The organism is Pseudophaeobacter flagellatus (genome assembly GCF_021228235.1).
GTDB lineage: Bacteria > Pseudomonadota > Alphaproteobacteria > Rhodobacterales > Rhodobacteraceae > Pseudophaeobacter > Pseudophaeobacter flagellatus.
Window position 1 is genome coordinate 255,255 of sequence record NZ_JAJQRG010000003.1, and the last position, 15,184, is coordinate 270,438.

Annotated in this window: 17 protein-coding genes; 13 read left to right on the forward strand and 4 right to left on the reverse strand. The window is 61.5% G+C overall.

Features of this window, described 5'->3' with window-relative positions; all coding sequences use genetic code 11:
* The first annotated feature begins 16 nt into the window (after positions 1 to 16).
* From LRK71_RS07620 to cysE, 13 genes are all read left to right on the forward strand, one after another.
* A complete protein-coding gene (locus LRK71_RS07620; protein WP_232402318.1) occupies positions 17 to 616 on the forward strand; it encodes a head-tail connector protein in 600 nt (199 codons plus the stop codon).
* The gene (locus tag LRK71_RS07625; RefSeq protein WP_232402320.1) at positions 613 to 960 is read left to right on the forward strand and encodes a head-tail adaptor protein; all 348 of its coding nucleotides are present in this window, start codon (positions 613 to 615) and stop codon (positions 958 to 960) included. Before LRK71_RS07620 ends, LRK71_RS07625 begins: the two co-directional genes overlap by 4 nt.
* A complete protein-coding gene (locus tag LRK71_RS07630) occupies positions 957 to 1,364 on the forward strand; it encodes a DUF3168 domain-containing protein (RefSeq protein WP_232402321.1) in 408 nt (135 codons plus the stop codon). The genes LRK71_RS07625 and LRK71_RS07630 overlap by 4 nt, the downstream gene beginning before the upstream one ends.
* A gap of 69 nt (positions 1,365 to 1,433) precedes the next feature.
* Positions 1,434 to 1,847: a phage major tail protein, TP901-1 family gene (locus tag LRK71_RS07635; protein WP_232402323.1), complete on the forward strand. Its 414-nt coding sequence runs from the start codon at positions 1,434 to 1,436 to the stop codon at positions 1,845 to 1,847.
* 3 nt (positions 1,848 to 1,850) lie between these two features.
* Positions 1,851 to 2,213 (forward strand): GTA-gp10 family protein, encoded by a 363-nt coding sequence (locus LRK71_RS07640; protein WP_232402325.1) that lies wholly within the window; start codon positions 1,851 to 1,853, stop codon positions 2,211 to 2,213.
* Entirely contained in the window at positions 2,210 to 2,413 is a 204-nt protein-coding gene (locus LRK71_RS07645) for a rcc01693 family protein (protein ID WP_232402327.1), read from the forward strand. Before LRK71_RS07640 ends, LRK71_RS07645 begins: the two co-directional genes overlap by 4 nt.
* A 72-nt stretch (positions 2,414 to 2,485) precedes the next feature.
* The gene (locus tag LRK71_RS07650; protein ID WP_232402329.1) at positions 2,486 to 3,142 is read left to right on the forward strand and encodes a phage tail tape measure protein; all 657 of its coding nucleotides are present in this window, start codon (positions 2,486 to 2,488) and stop codon (positions 3,140 to 3,142) included.
* A 12-nt stretch (positions 3,143 to 3,154) separates the two neighbouring features.
* Positions 3,155 to 3,787, forward strand: coding sequence for a DUF2460 domain-containing protein (locus tag LRK71_RS07655; protein ID WP_232402331.1), 633 nt, complete (start codon positions 3,155 to 3,157; stop codon positions 3,785 to 3,787).
* On the forward strand, positions 3,787 to 4,674 hold the full coding sequence (locus LRK71_RS07660; RefSeq protein ID WP_232402332.1) for a DUF2163 domain-containing protein: 888 nt from the start codon (positions 3,787 to 3,789) through the stop codon (positions 4,672 to 4,674). The genes LRK71_RS07655 and LRK71_RS07660 overlap by 1 nt, the downstream gene beginning before the upstream one ends.
* Complete coding sequence (locus tag LRK71_RS07665) at positions 4,671 to 5,207, forward strand: C40 family peptidase (RefSeq protein WP_232402335.1); 537 nt, start codon at positions 4,671 to 4,673, stop codon at positions 5,205 to 5,207. The genes LRK71_RS07660 and LRK71_RS07665 overlap by 4 nt, the downstream gene beginning before the upstream one ends.
* Positions 5,207 to 9,175 (forward strand): baseplate multidomain protein megatron, encoded by a 3,969-nt coding sequence (locus LRK71_RS07670; protein WP_232402336.1) that lies wholly within the window; start codon positions 5,207 to 5,209, stop codon positions 9,173 to 9,175. The genes LRK71_RS07665 and LRK71_RS07670 overlap by 1 nt, the downstream gene beginning before the upstream one ends.
* Before the next feature lie 42 nt (positions 9,176 to 9,217).
* Positions 9,218 to 9,586 carry a DUF7742 family protein gene (locus tag LRK71_RS07675; protein WP_232402338.1) on the forward strand — a complete coding sequence of 123 codons (369 nt, stop codon included), beginning with the start codon at positions 9,218 to 9,220 and terminating at the stop codon, positions 9,584 to 9,586.
* Positions 9,587 to 9,755: 169 nt separating this feature from the next.
* On the forward strand, positions 9,756 to 10,574 hold the full coding sequence (gene cysE / locus LRK71_RS07680) for a serine O-acetyltransferase (protein WP_232402341.1): 819 nt from the start codon (positions 9,756 to 9,758) through the stop codon (positions 10,572 to 10,574).
* Between the two features lie 368 nt (positions 10,575 to 10,942).
* On the opposite strand, the gene LRK71_RS07685 is transcribed toward cysE, so the two are convergent.
* The 4 genes from LRK71_RS07685 to LRK71_RS07700 all read right to left on the reverse strand — a co-directional run bounded on the left by LRK71_RS07685 (position 10,943) and on the right by LRK71_RS07700 (position 15,172).
* On the reverse strand, positions 10,943 to 12,238 hold the full coding sequence (locus tag LRK71_RS07685; RefSeq protein ID WP_232402343.1) for a pyruvate dehydrogenase complex dihydrolipoamide acetyltransferase: 1,296 nt from the start codon (positions 12,236 to 12,238) through the stop codon (positions 10,943 to 10,945).
* A 14-nt stretch (positions 12,239 to 12,252) separates the two neighbouring features.
* The gene (locus LRK71_RS07690) at positions 12,253 to 13,620 is read right to left on the reverse strand and encodes a pyruvate dehydrogenase complex E1 component subunit beta (RefSeq protein WP_232402345.1); all 1,368 of its coding nucleotides are present in this window, start codon (positions 13,618 to 13,620) and stop codon (positions 12,253 to 12,255) included.
* 16 nt (positions 13,621 to 13,636) lie between these two features.
* Positions 13,637 to 14,626 (reverse strand): pyruvate dehydrogenase (acetyl-transferring) E1 component subunit alpha, encoded by a 990-nt coding sequence (gene pdhA, locus LRK71_RS07695; protein ID WP_232402347.1) that lies wholly within the window; start codon positions 14,624 to 14,626, stop codon positions 13,637 to 13,639.
* Positions 14,627 to 14,872: 246 nt separating this feature from the next.
* A complete protein-coding gene (locus LRK71_RS07700) occupies positions 14,873 to 15,172 on the reverse strand; it encodes an FtsB family cell division protein (RefSeq protein WP_232402350.1) in 300 nt (99 codons plus the stop codon).
* Positions 15,173 to 15,184: the final 12 nt, after the last annotated feature.

Below are 15,184 nucleotides of genomic sequence, written 5' to 3' on the forward strand. Positions count from 1 at the left end.
GCCTGCGGAGTTGAAGATGATGTTGAGCGAAGTGACGCCAGTGCCCGACGCGGCATTGCCACTGGAGGCCTTCAAGGCGCACCTGCGACTGGGAACCGGCTTTGGCGAGGGAACCCTGCAGGATAGCGTGTTGATCGGCTTTTTGCGCGCAGCCCTGGCGGCCATTGAAAAGCGCAGCGGTAAAGCCCTGCTGCAAAGAGAATTCTTGTGGGTGGTGTCCAGGTGGCGCCGCACGGATGCGGCCAGTTTGCCGATTGCGCCAGTGGTGGCGATCACTGCGATGACCCTGTCTGATGCCCAGGGCAATAGTACCGCCCTGGACCTTGATGTGGTCCGGCTAGAAAGTGACAGCCAGCAACCAAGGCTGCATCCACAGGGCAGTTGTCTGCCGCACGTGCCCTCGGGCGGCCGCCTTGAAATTGGCATGACAGCTGGTTTTGCCGCCAGCTGGGACGCGCTCTCGCAGGATCTGGCCCAAGCGGTTTTGATGCTGGCGGCGCATTATTACGAATACCGCAACGATACTGGCCTGCATGGCGGCTGCATGCCCTTTGGAGTGGTCAGCCTGGTCGAACGCTATCGGCAGGTACGCCTGTTGCTTGGCGGTGGCGCATGACCCGGCAGAAACCGCCCAATACCAACCGGCAATTGGTTCTGGAGGATCCGCAGCGGCTCAGCGATGGGGCGGGCGGCTATAGCGAGAGCTGGGCCCCCCTTGGCACGGTCTGGGCCGATCTGGTGTCACAGGCCGGGCGTCGAACCGGCCAGGATGGTACCAGCCTGTCACTGCAGCGCCATCGAATTTTCCTGCGCGCCAGCCCGCAGGGCGCCCTGTCACGCCCGCGGCCCGGCCAGCGCTTTCGCGAGGGGCAGCGCCTGTTTCTGATCGAGGCGGTCAGCGAAGCAGACACGCAGGGGCGCTATCTTGTCTGTCACTGTATCGAGGAGGTGGCCCCATGACCTATGCGCTTGCAAGCGGGTTGCAACAGGCTGTTTTCCAGCACCTATCCGCAGATCCGGCGGTTAGTGCCGCGCTGGGGAGCGATCTGTTTGATGCACTGCCCAGCGGCACCCTGCCGCAGCTTTATGCGGTTCTTGGCTCGGAAGAGGTGGTGGATCGTTCGGATGCCAGTGCCGCTGGCGCGCGCCATCGTTTTACCATCAGCGTCTTTACCAGCAGCGCAGGCTTTAGCCTCGCCAAAGAGGCAGCAGGCGCAATCTGTGACGCGCTGATCGATGCGGCTCTGGTCTTGCCGCGTGGTCATCTGGTGGGGCTGTGGTTCGAACGGGCAACCGCCCAACGCCTGGAGGCTGGCGGCCGCAGCATAACCCTGATGTTTGCCGCCCGGGTCGACGACAGTTGACCGCCGCTGCGCCCAGAGGGGGCGCAACACCCAATACACGATAACTCTAGCACGAAAGGGAGCACAGCAATGGCTGCCCAAAATGGTAAGGATCTATTGATCAAGGTGGACATGACCGGCGATGGTCAGTTCGAAACCCTGGCGGGGCTGCGCGCCACGCGGATCAGCTTCAACGCCGAGAGCGTCGATGTGACCAGCCTTGAAAGCCAGGGTGGCTGGCGCGAGCTGCTGGCGGGGGCCGGGGTGCGGTCGGCGTCTATTTCCGGTTCGGGGATCTTTCGCGATGACACCACCGATGAACGCGCCCGCCAGCTGTTCTTTGACGGCATTACCCCTGATTTTCAGGTGGTGATCCCTGATTTTGGCATTGTCGAAGGTCCCTTTCAGGTCACCTCGCTGGACTATGCCGGCAGCCACAACGGCGAGGCCACCTATGAGCTGTCTCTGTCCAGCGCCGGGGCGCTGACCTTTGTGGCGGTCTGAGCCATGCAGCCTTTTGGTGCAAATCCCTGGCGCGGCGAGGTGACGCTGACGCTGGATGGCCGACCCTTTGTTCTGCGCCTGTCGCTGGGTGCGCTGGCCCGGCTAGAGGCGCAACTGCAGGTGGGAACGCTGGTCGAACTGGTGCAGCGTTTTGAAACGGGTGGGTTTTCGGCGGCGGATATTCTGGCCTTGCTGGCCGCCGGACTAGAGGGGGGCGGCTGTGATTTCACCGCCTCGGATCTGGCGCAGGCAGAGATCGCAGGCGGGCCAGTGGCGGCGGCCCGTGCCGCTGCAGAGCTGCTGGCCCGCAGTTTTGCCCTGCCTGAAGCAGAGGGCGCAGATACCGCCCCCGGCAGCAGAACATGAATGGGCTGGACTGGCGCGGCCTGATGCGCGCGGGGCTTGGCGGGCTGCGTCTGCCGCCTGGCGTGTTCTGGGATCTGACGCCGATGGAGTTGCAGCTGCTCTTGGGCGCGCAGGGCGGCGCGCCCAGCTTGAACCGCACGCGGCTAGAGCAGTTGATGCGCCGCTTTCCGGATACGCCGCCGATGCCCGCTGACAGCTGATCCGCTGGATCGCCGCTCTGCCGTATTCAGATCAATCGACAGGCCTGCGCCTGATGGAGAAAGGAAATCACCATGGCTGACAGTCGTGATATCGCCGCGCTTGAGCTGCAAAGCGAAGCCCTTGGAGACTCGCTGGGTGATGCCGCTGGCATGGCCGCGAATTTTGAGGCCGAGATGCGCCGGGTGCGCGATGCCTTTGAGGCCACCGGCAAGGATGTCGAAACCCTGGAACGTGGCTTGTCGCGGGGGCTGCGGCGGTCGTTTGAACAGGTGGTCTTTGATGGGGATAGCCTGTCTTCGGCGTTGGATGGACTGGCGCAATCGCTGATGCGCACCACCTATAATGCCGCCATCCGCCCCGTCACGGACCATGTCGGTGGGCTGGTGTCAAAAGGTGTGGGGGATCTCATCAGCGGGCTGCTGCCATTTGCCGAAGGGGCGGCATTCTCGCAGGGGCAGGTGATGCCCTTTGCCCGTGGCGGCGTGGTCAGTTCTGCAACCAGTTTCCCCATGCGCGGCGGCATCGGCCTGATGGGAGAGGCAGGCCCCGAGGCCATTTTACCGCTGAGCCGGGGTGCGGATGGCAGCCTGGGCGTGCGCAGCCAGGGGGGCGGTGCATCGGTGGTGGTAAATGTCACCACGCCGGATGTGCAGGGGTTTGCACGTAGTCGCGGCCAGATCGCGGCACAGCTGTCGCGGGCTTTAAGCCGTGGCAATCGCAATCGCTAGGAGGGCAGTCAGATGAGTTTTCATGAAATCCGTTTTCCCGCTTCACTGAGCTTTGGCTCTGTCGGCGGGCCAGAGCGGCGCACCGATGTGGTGACGCTGGCCAATGGCTTTGAAGAGCGCAACACCCCCTGGGCCCATTCCAGACGCCGCTATGACGCCGGGCTGGGCCTGCGGTCACTGGATGATATCGAAGTGTTGATAGCCTTCTTCGAGGCGCGCCAGGGGCAGATTTTTGGCTTTCGCTGGAAGGACTGGTCCGATTACAAATCGGCCCGCCCCAGCGCCGACCCGGATTTTCGCGATCAGGTCATTGGCCTGGGTGATGGGCTGACCAGCCAGTTCCAGCTGAGCAAGAGCTATCGCTCTGGCAATACGGTGTACCAACGCCCCATCGCCAAGCCTGTGGCGGGCACGTTGCGCCTGGGGCTGGGCCAGGAAGAGCTACAGGAAGATATTGATTTCACGCTGGATCCCAGCAGCGGTGCCATCAGCCTTAGCCACCCGCCCGAAGCGGGAATTGAGGTGGTTGCCGGGTTTGAATTCGATGTGCCTGTACGCTTTGACACCGACAGGATTCAGACCAGCGTTGCTTCTTTTCAGGCGGGCGATGTACCGAATGTGCCAGTGGTCGAGGTCCGGGTCTGATGGGCGGGGTGAGCAAGGATTTTCAGGCCCATGTGGCAACCGGGGTCACAACGCTGGCGCGTTGCTGGGGGCTGACCCGTCGCGATGGCACGCGCTTTGGCTTTACCGACCATGATCAGGATCTGACCTTTGATGGCTGGAATTTTGCCGCTGACAGTGGGCTCAGCGCGCGGGCCCTGCTGCAAAGCACTGGCCTGTCGGTGGACAATACAGCAGCCCAGGGGGCGCTCAGCCATGCTGCGCTGCAAGAGGCGGATATCGTCGCCGGGCGCTTTGATGGGGCGGATCTGCTGTGCTGGCTGGTCAACTGGCAGGATGTGTCGCAGCGTTGGTTGCAGTTTCGCGGCTCTATCGGAGAGTTGCAGCGGGCAGGTGGTGCCTTTGAGGCAGAGCTGCGCGGCCTGACCGAGGCGCTGAACCAACCGCTGGGGCGGATTTATCAGCCCCCCTGTACCGCGGTTCTGGGCGATGGCAGCTGCCGCTTTGATCTCGCCACGCCAGGCTATGCCTATCAAGGCGCGCTGGAAACCCTGACAGAAAGCGGGGCGCTGCGGTGGCAGGCGCTAGAGGGGTTTGAGCCGGGCTGGTTCACCGGCGGCCGGATGAGCGTCATCAGCGGCGCGGCGGCGGGGCTTTGGGGCAGTATCAAGCGGGACCGTGTGGTTGCAACGGGGCGCGAGATCACCCTGATCGAACCGCTTCAGGGCGGGCTGCGCCCGGGGGATCAGCTGCGACTAGAAGCGGGCTGTGACAAATCCATGCAGATCTGCCGGTTGAAGTTCAACAACCTGCTCAATTATCAGGGCTTTCCGGATATCCCCGGCGAAGACTGGGTGATGGCGGTGCCCAAATCTACCGGGCGCAATACTGGGGGCAGCCGAAGATGACATGGCAGCAACCACGGCAGAGCCTGAGGACGGCCCCGGCCCAGAGCAAGGCCCCGGCCTTTCCTGCGCCGCAGGGCAACCTGCGGGCAGTCACCGCAGCGCGTCGCTGGCTGGGCACGCCCTATCTGCACCAGGCCAGCTGCTACCGGGGGGGCTGTGATTGTCTGGGGCTTATCCGGGGGGTGTGGCGGGATCTCTATGGGCAGGAACCCGCGAAACCCCCGGCCTATTCACTGGATTGGTCAGAACCCCAGGGGCAAGAGCGTCTGTGGCAGGCGGCGCTGCGTTACCTGACCCCCAAACCCTTGGACGCGGCCGCCTTGGGGGATGTGTTGCTGTTTCGGATGCGGGCAGGCGCGGTGGCCAAACACCTTGGCCTGCAATCGCGTGTGCCATCCCGTCAGGCCAGTTCCCCCAGCGGAGCAGCCTTTATTCACGCCTATTCGGGGCGTGGCGTGGTGGAAAGCGCCCTGACGGGCCCCTGGCAGCGCCGCATCGTGGCGCGTTTTACCTACCCTGAGGAGCTGAGCTGATGGCAACCATTGTTCTTTCTGCAGCCGGAGCGGCGATTGGCGGCTCTATTGGGGGCAGCGTTGCGGGGCTGTCCAGCGTCGCCATTGGCCGCGCAGTGGGCGCAACCCTGGGGCGGGCTATAGATGAGCGCTTGCTTGGCGCTGGTTCCGAAGCGGTCGAGGTGGGCCGGGTGGACCGGTTTCGCCTGACCGAGGCAGTCCAGGGTGCCCCCATCGCCCAGGTCTTTGGCCGCAGTCGCATTGGGGGCCAGGTGATCTGGGCTAGCGATTTTCTGGAAACCACAACGACAACTGGCGGCGGTGGCAAGGGGGCACCCCGCCAGCCCACCACCACCCGCTACAGCTATTCGGTGTCGCTGGCGATCGCGCTTTGTGTGGGCGAGATCGCTTCGGTGCCACGGGTCTGGGTCGATGGCGAAGAGATTTCGCCACAAGATTTGAACATGACGGTTTATCGCGGCACCCCAGATCAGCTGCCAGATCCCCTGATGGAGGTGGTCGAAGGTACAGGCGCGGTGCCGGCCTATCGCGGCACCGCCTATGTGGTCATGGAAAACATCGCGCTGGAGCGCTTTGGCAACCGGGTGCCGCAGTTCTCCTTTGAAGTGGTACGGCCAGAGCAGCCAGACAGCCCCGATTATGACCTGGACCTGGGGCAGCTGATCAAAGGCGTAGCCTTGATGCCGGGCACCGGGGAATATGCCCTGGCCACCACGCGGGTGCACTATAGCGCTGGGCTGGGGCGCGCCAAGGGGGCCAATAGCCACAGCGCCTCGGGGCAGAGCGATCTTGCCACCTCTCTTGCTGCATTGAACAGCGAGCTGCCCGCCTGCGAGGCGGCCTCGCTTATTGTGTCCTGGTTTGGCAATGATCTGCGCTGTGCCCAGTGTCAGATCAGACCTAAGGTGGACCAGAAACAGGCCGATGGCGTGCCGATGCCATGGGAGGTCTCCGGGGTGAACCGCGCAGGTGCTGGGCTGGTTCCCAAGGATAGCGAAGACCGCTCGCTCTATGGTGGGACCCCGGCGGATGCCTCTGTGATAGAGGCGATTGCGGCGCTGAAAGCGGCCGGTAAGCGGGTGATGTTCTACCCCTTTATCCTGATGGATCAGACCACAGGCAATAGCCTGCCAGATCCCTGGAGCCAGCAGACAGGCCAGCCGCATCTGCCCTGGCGGGGGCGTATTACCCTGTCGCAGGCACCGGGACAGCCGGGCAGCCCGGATCAGACCCTTGATGCAGAGGCCGAGGTCGCGGCCTTTATGGGCGGAGCCACAGCCTCTGATTTCATCATCTCTGCTGGGCAGGTTATCTATACGGGCACGGTGGATTGGGGGCTGCGGCGCTTTATCCTGCATTACGCGGCGCTCTGTGCCGCCGCCGGGGGGGTAGAGGCCTTTTGCATCAGTTCCGAAATGCGCGGGCTGACCCAGATCCGTGGCGCGACGGGCTTTCCCGCCGTTGCCGCGCTGCGCGATCTTGCGGCGCAGGTGCGTCTCTTGCTGCCGAATGCCAAGATCAGCTATGCGGCGGACTGGTCGGAATATTGGGGCTACCAAAGCCCTGATGGGAATAGGTACTTTCACCTTGATCCGCTTTGGGCGGACAACAACATCGATTTTATCGGTATCGACAATTACATGCCGTTGTCGGACTGGCGCGAGGGGCAGGGTCATCTGGACCGGGTGGCGGGCAACAAAAGCATCTATGATCTGGACTATCTGCAAACCAATGTCGAAGGCGGGGAAGGCTATGACTGGTACTACCATTCCCCCGAAGCAGAAGCTGCCCAGATCCGCACGCCGATCACCGACGGTGCCCATGATGAACCCTGGATCTGGCGCTACAAGGATCTGAAGAACTGGTGGTCCAATCAGCACTATGATCGCATTGATGGGGTGCGCCAGGCCGTGCCCAGCCCCTGGCAGCCACAAAAGAAACCGATCTGGTTCACCGAACTGGGCTGCGCCGCGATTGATAAGGGGGCGAACCAGCCCAATAAGTTTCTCGATCCCAAAAGCTCTGAATCGCAGCTGCCAAAATATTCCAACGGCCAGCGCGATGATCTGATGCAGCTGCAATATCTGCGCGCCCTCATCGGGTATTGGCGTGAGGCGGCGCATAATCCGCTTTCAACGGAATATGAGGGGCGGATGCTGGATATGAGCAACGCCTTTGTCTGGGCCTGGGATGCGCGTCCCTTTCCCGCCTTTCCCAATCGCGGCGATATCTGGAGCGACGGTGCAAACTATCTGCGCGGGCATTGGCTGAACGGGCGCGCTGGGCAGCGCAGTCTGGCCTCTGTGGTGGAAGAAATCTGCCGCAATTCCGGGCAGGATCGGATTGATGTCAGCCAGCTCTATGGGATCGTGCATGGCTATGGGCTGGGCGAGGTTGCCCCGGCCCGCGCGGCGCTGCAACCGCTGAGCCTGCGCTATAGCTTTGACAGTATCGAGCGCGACGGGGTGCTGGAGTTCCGCCTGCGCCAGGGCAGCGAGGTCTCTGCGCTGTCGCAACAGGGGTTGGTGGCCAGCGATGAGCTGGACGGTACGCTGGAACTGCGCCGCGAAGCCGAGGCCGAACTGGCCGGGCGGGTACGCCTGCGCTACATCGCCTGGGGCAGCAACTATGATACTGCCTCTGTCGAGGCGAGCCTGCCGGACGAGGAAACCCATGCCATCAGCTCGCATGAGCTCTCCTTGGTGCTGACGCAGAGCGAGGCGGGGCAGATTGTCCAGCGTTGGCTGGCCGAATCCCGCGTGGCCCGCGACACCGCCCGCTTTGTACTGCCGCCGTCACAGCTGCATCTGGGGGTCGGGGATGTTGTCACCTTGCCGCCCGAAGCGGCGGCTGATGCGCTGTCAGCCGGGGAAGGCGAGCTGAACCTAGCGGCGCTACCGGGCGCGCGCTACCGGCTTGACCGGATGGAACTGGCCACGGCGCAGACCGTCGAGGCGGTGCGAATCGAACCAGAGGTCTACCAGCCCGCTGACATTGCCGAGACCCTGCCTAGGGGCCAGGTATTCGAGCCGCCGCTGCCGGTCTTGCCGCTGTTTCTGGATCTGCCGCTGCTGACGGGAGAGGAGGTCCCGCATGCGCCGCATCTGGCGGTAACGGCCGATCCCTGGCCCGGCAGTGTGGCGCTCTATAGCTCGGGCAGCGATGCCGCCTATGAGCTGGAGCAGATCATCGCCGCCCGCAGTACAATTGGTCTGACCGAAACGGTGCTGGCCGTGGCGGCCCCGGGGCGTTGGGATCTGGGGGCGGATTTGCAGGTCAAATTGATTTCCGGCACGCTACAGAGCCGCGATAAAGAGGCGGTGCTCAATGGGGCGAATGCGGTGGCCATCGGCGATGGTAGCCCAGACAACTGGGAGATTTTTCAGTTCTGCGAGGCAGAGTTGGTGGCACCGGACACCTATATGCTGCGGGGGCGTTTGCGCGGCCAGCTTGGTAGCGATGGGTTGATGCCTGCGCTCTGGCCCGAAGGGTCATATGTGGTGCTGCTGGATGGCAGCTTCAATCAGGTGGATCTGTCGCTGACGCAGCGCCGTATTGCCCGGCATTACCGTATCGGCCCGGCGCGGCGCAGCTATGATGACCCCAGCTATCTGCATCGGCTTGAGGCCTTTGATGGCAACGGGCTGCGACCCTATTCGCCGGTGCATCTGCGGCTGCAGGGGGATCTGGGGGGAGATATCGCGGTCAGCTGGATCCGGCGCAGCCGGATTGAAGGCGATAGCTGGGATCTGGCCGAAATCCCGCTAGGTGAAAATCAAGAATCCTATCGGCTGCGGGTGCTGCGCGGCTCTGCCGTGCTGCGCGAAGAGACGGTGAATACAGTCGCCTGGACCTACAGCCAAAGTGCGCAAAGCACCGATGGGGCGCTGCAGGGGGATCTGATCGAGGTTGCGCAGCTATCGGACCGCTACGGTGCCGGCTTTGCCAGCCGTCAACCGCTTGGCTAATGCGGCTCGACAGAGGGAAACAGTTTCACGAATTCTGTGCCAATGAAAATCCATGAAATCCAGGCGGGCGGCCAGGTGCCGCCCGCGCCGCGATCACAACATCTGCCAGTGCTCTTGCCCGTTTTGCCGCAGGATCTGAGCAGCCTGTCGCGTGCCCTGCTGGCGCATTCAGCAGAAAAACGCCAAGCCCTGTGCCAGGATCTGTTTGATCGCGCCGCCCTGGCCGCCGCCCATGTGGCGCACACCGGCGATCTACATCCGCAGTGGGGCAATGGCTCTTTGGACGCGGTGGCGCGGCGCTGCTGTCGTCTCGCGACAGAGCCGTTTTGGGATGATCCGTGTTATATCAATTGCTTGATGATATCGTTGCAAGAGCTGCAGCGCCGCTTGCCGCCTGCGCAGCCGCAGTGAGACTGAACACCTGTGCAGCGGGTTTGGGCACCATTGGCACCGCCCCCTTAGGGGCATTTGATTTCCCAGCCCCGACATATTCATTTTTGAAATCTTTGCCATCAAGGGTTTGCGCTTGGGTTTTTCTGCCCTAAATGCAAACCTAAGGGTGACAAAAGGACAGCATATCATGATCAAGACGCGCACAGCCGTAACCCCGCTGGACCCGGTCTGGGAACAGATTTCCACCGAAGCCCAAGAGGCAGTTGCCAAGCAGCCGCTGATGGGGGGCTTGATTCATGCCTGTATTTTGCACCACCCAACGCTAGAGAAAGCGCTGTCTTACCGCATTTCGGCCAAGCTATGCTCGAACGAGATGTCGATGGTGATCCTGCGTGAAGTCGTCGAGACGGCCTATGCTTCGGACCCGGATCTGATCGCGGCGGCGCGGGCTGATCTGATGGCGGTCTATGACCGTGATCCCGCTTGCCATCGGCTGGTGCAGCCTATCCTGTATTTCAAGGGCTATCAGGCGGTGCAGGCCTACCGGATCGCGCATTGGCTGTGGTTGCAGGGCGATCAGGACCTGGCCTTCTTTTTCCAGATGCGTATTTCGGAAATCTTTGGCGTCGACATTCACCCCGGGGCCAGAATTGGCCGGGGGATCATGATCGACCATGCCCATTCTATCGTCATTGGTGAAACTGCGGTGGTCGGCAATAATGTTTCTATGCTGCATTCGGTGACCCTGGGCGGGACCGGCAAAGAAGAAGAAGATCGCCACCCCAAGATTGAAGACGGGGTGCTGATTGGCGCCGGTGCCAAGGTTCTGGGCAATATCCGCGTCGGCCATTGCAGCCGGATCGCCGCAGGTTCGGTGGTGCTGTCAGAGGTCCCCCCGTGCAAGACAGTGGCGGGTGTGCCTGCCAGAATCGTTGGTGAAGCGGGCTGCGATCAACCCTCGATCAGTATGGATCAGGTGCTTTCGGCACAGCGAGACGCCACCTAGGCGCGCCAGGTCGATATGGGCCAGATAGGTATGAGCCAGGTCTCAAGATCGGCCAAGCAGCGTGTCCTTCGCGCTGTTCGGGGTAGGGACACATTGCCTGTGAAGAGGGGGGCTGCTGCCCCCTTTTTCATATCTGATTTATGTCTGCGATCTTATGCCGGGGGCGGGATCTAGAGCATATCGCTAGAAAGTGGTTTCCGATTTTGAGCTATTCGACATGCGAAATCAATACACGAGAGCGTATCGCCTGAATGCGAATGAACGCGACCCGCTCTCGGCGGGCGATCACTCATTTATACAAAAACCACCCGCAGGGCAGCCTGCGGGTGGTCTGTCTGTTGTACGCTTAAAGAGGGTCAGGCAGAGGGCTAGGCCAGCATGACCATCGGGTTTTCCAGGTTTTCGACAATCGCCTGTAGCAACTGGGCCCCCAAGGCACCGTCGATGACCCGGTGGTCAACCGACATGGTGACGCTCATCACCGTGGCGACCTTCAGTTCACCATCTGCGCCGACAACGGGTTTCTTGGCGCCAGCGCCCACGGCAAGAATGCCGGCGTGGGGCGGATTGACGATGGCGTCAAAGTTGTCGATGCCAAACATCCCGAGGTTGGAAATCGCAAAGCTGCCGCCTTGATATTCATGCGGGGCCAGCTTGCGATCGCGGGCGCGGGTGGCGAGGTCTTTCATCTCGGCCGAGAGCGCCGAGAGGGATTTCATCTCGCTGTCCTGCAAGACGGGGGTGAAAAGCCCGCCCTCGATCGCCACGGCCACGGCCACATCCGATGCCTTCATCTGAAGCACGCGATCGCCAGCCCAGACGGCATTGGCCTCGGGCACCGCCTGTAGCGCCAGCGCCACGGCCTTGATGATGAAGTCATTGACCGAAAGTTTGACGCCACGGGTTTCCAACTGTTTGTTCAACTGGCTGCGGAATTTTAGCAGCGCGTCCAGCTGGATATCACGGCGCAGGTAGAAATGCGGCACGGTCTGCTTGGCCTCTGTCAGGCGCGCAGCAATGGTTTTGCGCATACCGTCGAGAGAAATCTCTTCATAGGTGCGCCCTTCATACATTCGGGCCACCATATCGGCAGACGGGCCAGCAGGCGTGGCGGCTGCCGCAGCAGGGGCATCCTTGGCGGCGGGGGCGGCTGGCGATGTGGCGGTTTCTACGTCGGCTTTGACGATGCGGCCACGCGGGCCAGAGCCGCTGAGCTGTGCCAGGTCAAGGCCCTTGTCGGCCGCGATGCGTCGCGCCAGGGGCGAAGCAAAGATGCGTGTCCCATCTGCCGCAGCAGGGGCTGCCGGGGCAGGGGAAGCGGGCGCCGCAGCGACCGCAGGGGCCGCTTTGTTACCCGCGTCGGCTGCGGGCGCAGCCTCTGTTGCCTTGGCCGGCGTCGTGCCAATATCATCGGCGCTTTCGCCCTCTTCCAGCAGCACCGCAATGGGCGTGTTGACTTTCACGCCTTCGGAGCCTTCGGCAATGAGGATCTTGCCAACGACACCTTCGTCGACGGCTTCAAACTCCATGGTGGCCTTGTCCGTCTCGATTTCGGCAATGAGATCACCAGACGACACGGTATCGCCTTCTTTGACCAGCCATTTCGCCAGGGTGCCTTCCTCCATGGTGGGGGAGAGTGCGGGCATCAGGATTTCTGTGGGCATGCTTCTCGCGCTCCTTACCGGTAGGTCACTTGTTTCACGGCTGCGACCACTTCATCGGTGGTGATCAGCGCGTGGCGTTCGAGGTTTGCCGCATAGGGCATGGGTACATCCTTGCCGGTGCAGGTCACCACCGGCGCATCAAGGTAATCAAACGCCTGCTGCATCACCTCTGAGGCGATGTAACTGCCGACAGATCCCTGTGGCCAGCCTTCCTCGACGGTGACCAGACGGTTGGTCTTCATCACCGATTTGATCACCGTGGGCAGATCCATCGGGCGCAGGGTGCGCAGATCAATGACCTCGGCAGAGATGCCTTCTTCTGCCAGCTTATCAGCGGCTTCCAGGGCATAGTGCATGCCAATCCCAAAGGAGACGATGGTGGCATCCGTGCCTTCACGCCAGATCCTGGCCTTGCCAAAGGGCACGGTGAAATCATCCATCTTTGGCACATCGAACGAGCGCCCATAGAGGATTTCATTTTCCAGGAAGATCACCGGGTTGGCATCGCGGATGGCGGTTTTCAGCAGGCCTTTTGCATCAGATGCCGAATAGGGCATCACCACCTTGAGGCCAGGGATCTGCATATACCAGGCCGCATAGTCCTGGCTGTGCTGGGCCCCCACGCGGGCGGCTGCGCCATTGGGGCCACGAAACACCATGGGCGCGCCCATCTGACCGCCGGACATATACAATGTCTTGGCCGCAGAGTTGATGATCTGATCAATGGCCTGCATGGCAAAGTTGAAAGTCATGAACTCGACAATCGGGTTTAACCCGGCAAAGGCCGCGCCGGTGGCAATACCCGCAAACCCATGTTCGGTGATTGGCGTGTCGATGACACGCTTGGGTCCAAATTCATCCAGCAGCCCCTGCGAGATCTTATAAGCGCCTTCATATTCGGCGACTTCCTCGCCCATCAAAAAGACGTTTTCGTTACCGCGCATTTCCTCGGCCATGGCGTCGCGTAGGGCCTCGCGGACGGTGGTCTTGACCACTTCTGTGCCTTCGGGCCAGTCGGGGCTGGTGTCCACCTCGGGCTGCGGCTTGGGCGCGGCAGCAGCGACGGCGGCTGCGGGCGCCGCAGGTGCCCCGGCCGTTGGCGCTTCTTCCTGCGCCGCAGGCGCGGCGTCCAGGCTCTCGCCCTCTTCGACCAGTACGGCGATGGGCGTGTTGACCTTTACCCCCTCAGAGCCGTCGCTGATCAGGATCTTGCCGATGATCCCCTCATCAACCGCCTCGAACTCCATGGTGGCCTTGTCGGTTTCGATCTCGGCCAGAATGTCACCAGAGTTGACGGTGTCACCCTCTTTGACCAGCCATTTGGCCAGGGTGCCCTCTTCCATGGTTGGCGACAGGGCGGGCATCAGAATTTCAGTTGCCATATCTAATTTCTTCCCCTCAGGCGTAAATATCGGTCCAGAGCTCATCAAGCGCTGGTTCCGGGCTGGTGCGGGCAAATTCAGCGGACTGGTTGACCACTTCCTTGATTTCTTTGTCGATCGCTTTCAGATCTTCCTCGCTGGCATGTTTGCCAGTCAGCAGCAGGTCGCGGACCTGTTCGATCGGGTCGCGTTCGCTGCGCATTTTCTGCACTTCCTCGCGGGTGCGATACTTGGCAGGGTCGGACATGGAATGGCCGCGATAGCGATAGGTCTTGACCTCCAGGATATAGGGCCCCTTGCCGGACCGGCAGTGCCCGACCGCGCGTTCGCTAGCCTCTTTGACCGCCAGCACATCCATGCCATCGACGGCTTCACCGGGGATGCCAAAGGCAGCGCCACGGGTATAGATATCCGGGGTGGAGGTTGAGCGCGCCTGCGCGGTGCCCATGGCGTATTGGTTGTTTTCAATCACAAAAACCACCGGCAAATCCCAGATCGCGGCCATGTTGAAGGTCTCATAGACCTGGCCCTGGTTGGCGGCGCCATCGCCAAAATAGGTAAAGGTCACGCGGCCGTTTTCTTTATACTTGTCGGCAAAGGCCAGACCGGCGCCCAGCGGCACCTGTGCCGCCACGATGCCGTGGCCACCGTAGAAATGTTTCTCTTTCGAGAACATATGCATCGACCCGCCCTTGCCCTTGGAATAGCCGCCCTCGCGGCCGGTCAGTTCGGCCATGACGCCGTTTGGGTCCATGCCGCAGGCCAGCATATGACCGTGATCGCGATACGAGGTGATGCGCTTGTCGCCGTCTTCGGCGGCGGCCTCCAGGCCGACAACGACGGCTTCCTGCCCGATGTAAAGGTGACAGAATCCGCCGATCAGGCCCATGCCATAGAGCTGGCCTGCCTTTTCCTCGAATCGACGGATCAAAAGCATGTCACGATAATACTTGGTCAGTTCTTCGGCAGAAACGTTTGGTTTCTTTGTGCTTTTCCTAGCTGCCATCGGTGCGGGCTCCCCCTTTGAGGCTAGATAGTTTAGTGTTAAACTAATTCATAGTTCAAATTGGCGCAGCTGGCGAGACATTTTGTTACCCCCGGTCAATTCAGCGCATGGGGGCTGATTATTGGCCACAGGCCCGATCCGCCAGCTGCAATACTGGTATCCATGGCGGCATGGTTGCATGACGCGCAGGCCTGTTCAACAGCCGGGTACAATGGCTTCGATGTCAGGCATCTATAACAGGTGAGATTAGCGAATGACGATTTCGTCAGACCGCAGCATACCCAGAACGGAGCGGGCCTGTTGATCCAGCAGATCAAGGTCCAGGTAGTCATCCGACAGTCGGTGGGTAAGATTCTCTATTTCAGAGATTTCAAGGCTCAGGCGATCGAGATCCAGGCGAAGCCCATCGGCTTCGGCCTGAATCTCAACTCTTCTGAACAACCCGAAATCCCCCTGCACGGCGGCAAAGGTGAAATATGCGCTCAGCGCAAACGCAACGACAAAAAAGGTAAAAGAACCTATGGAAGGCGTGCTGCTTCGGGTCAATGGAAGTGCCTG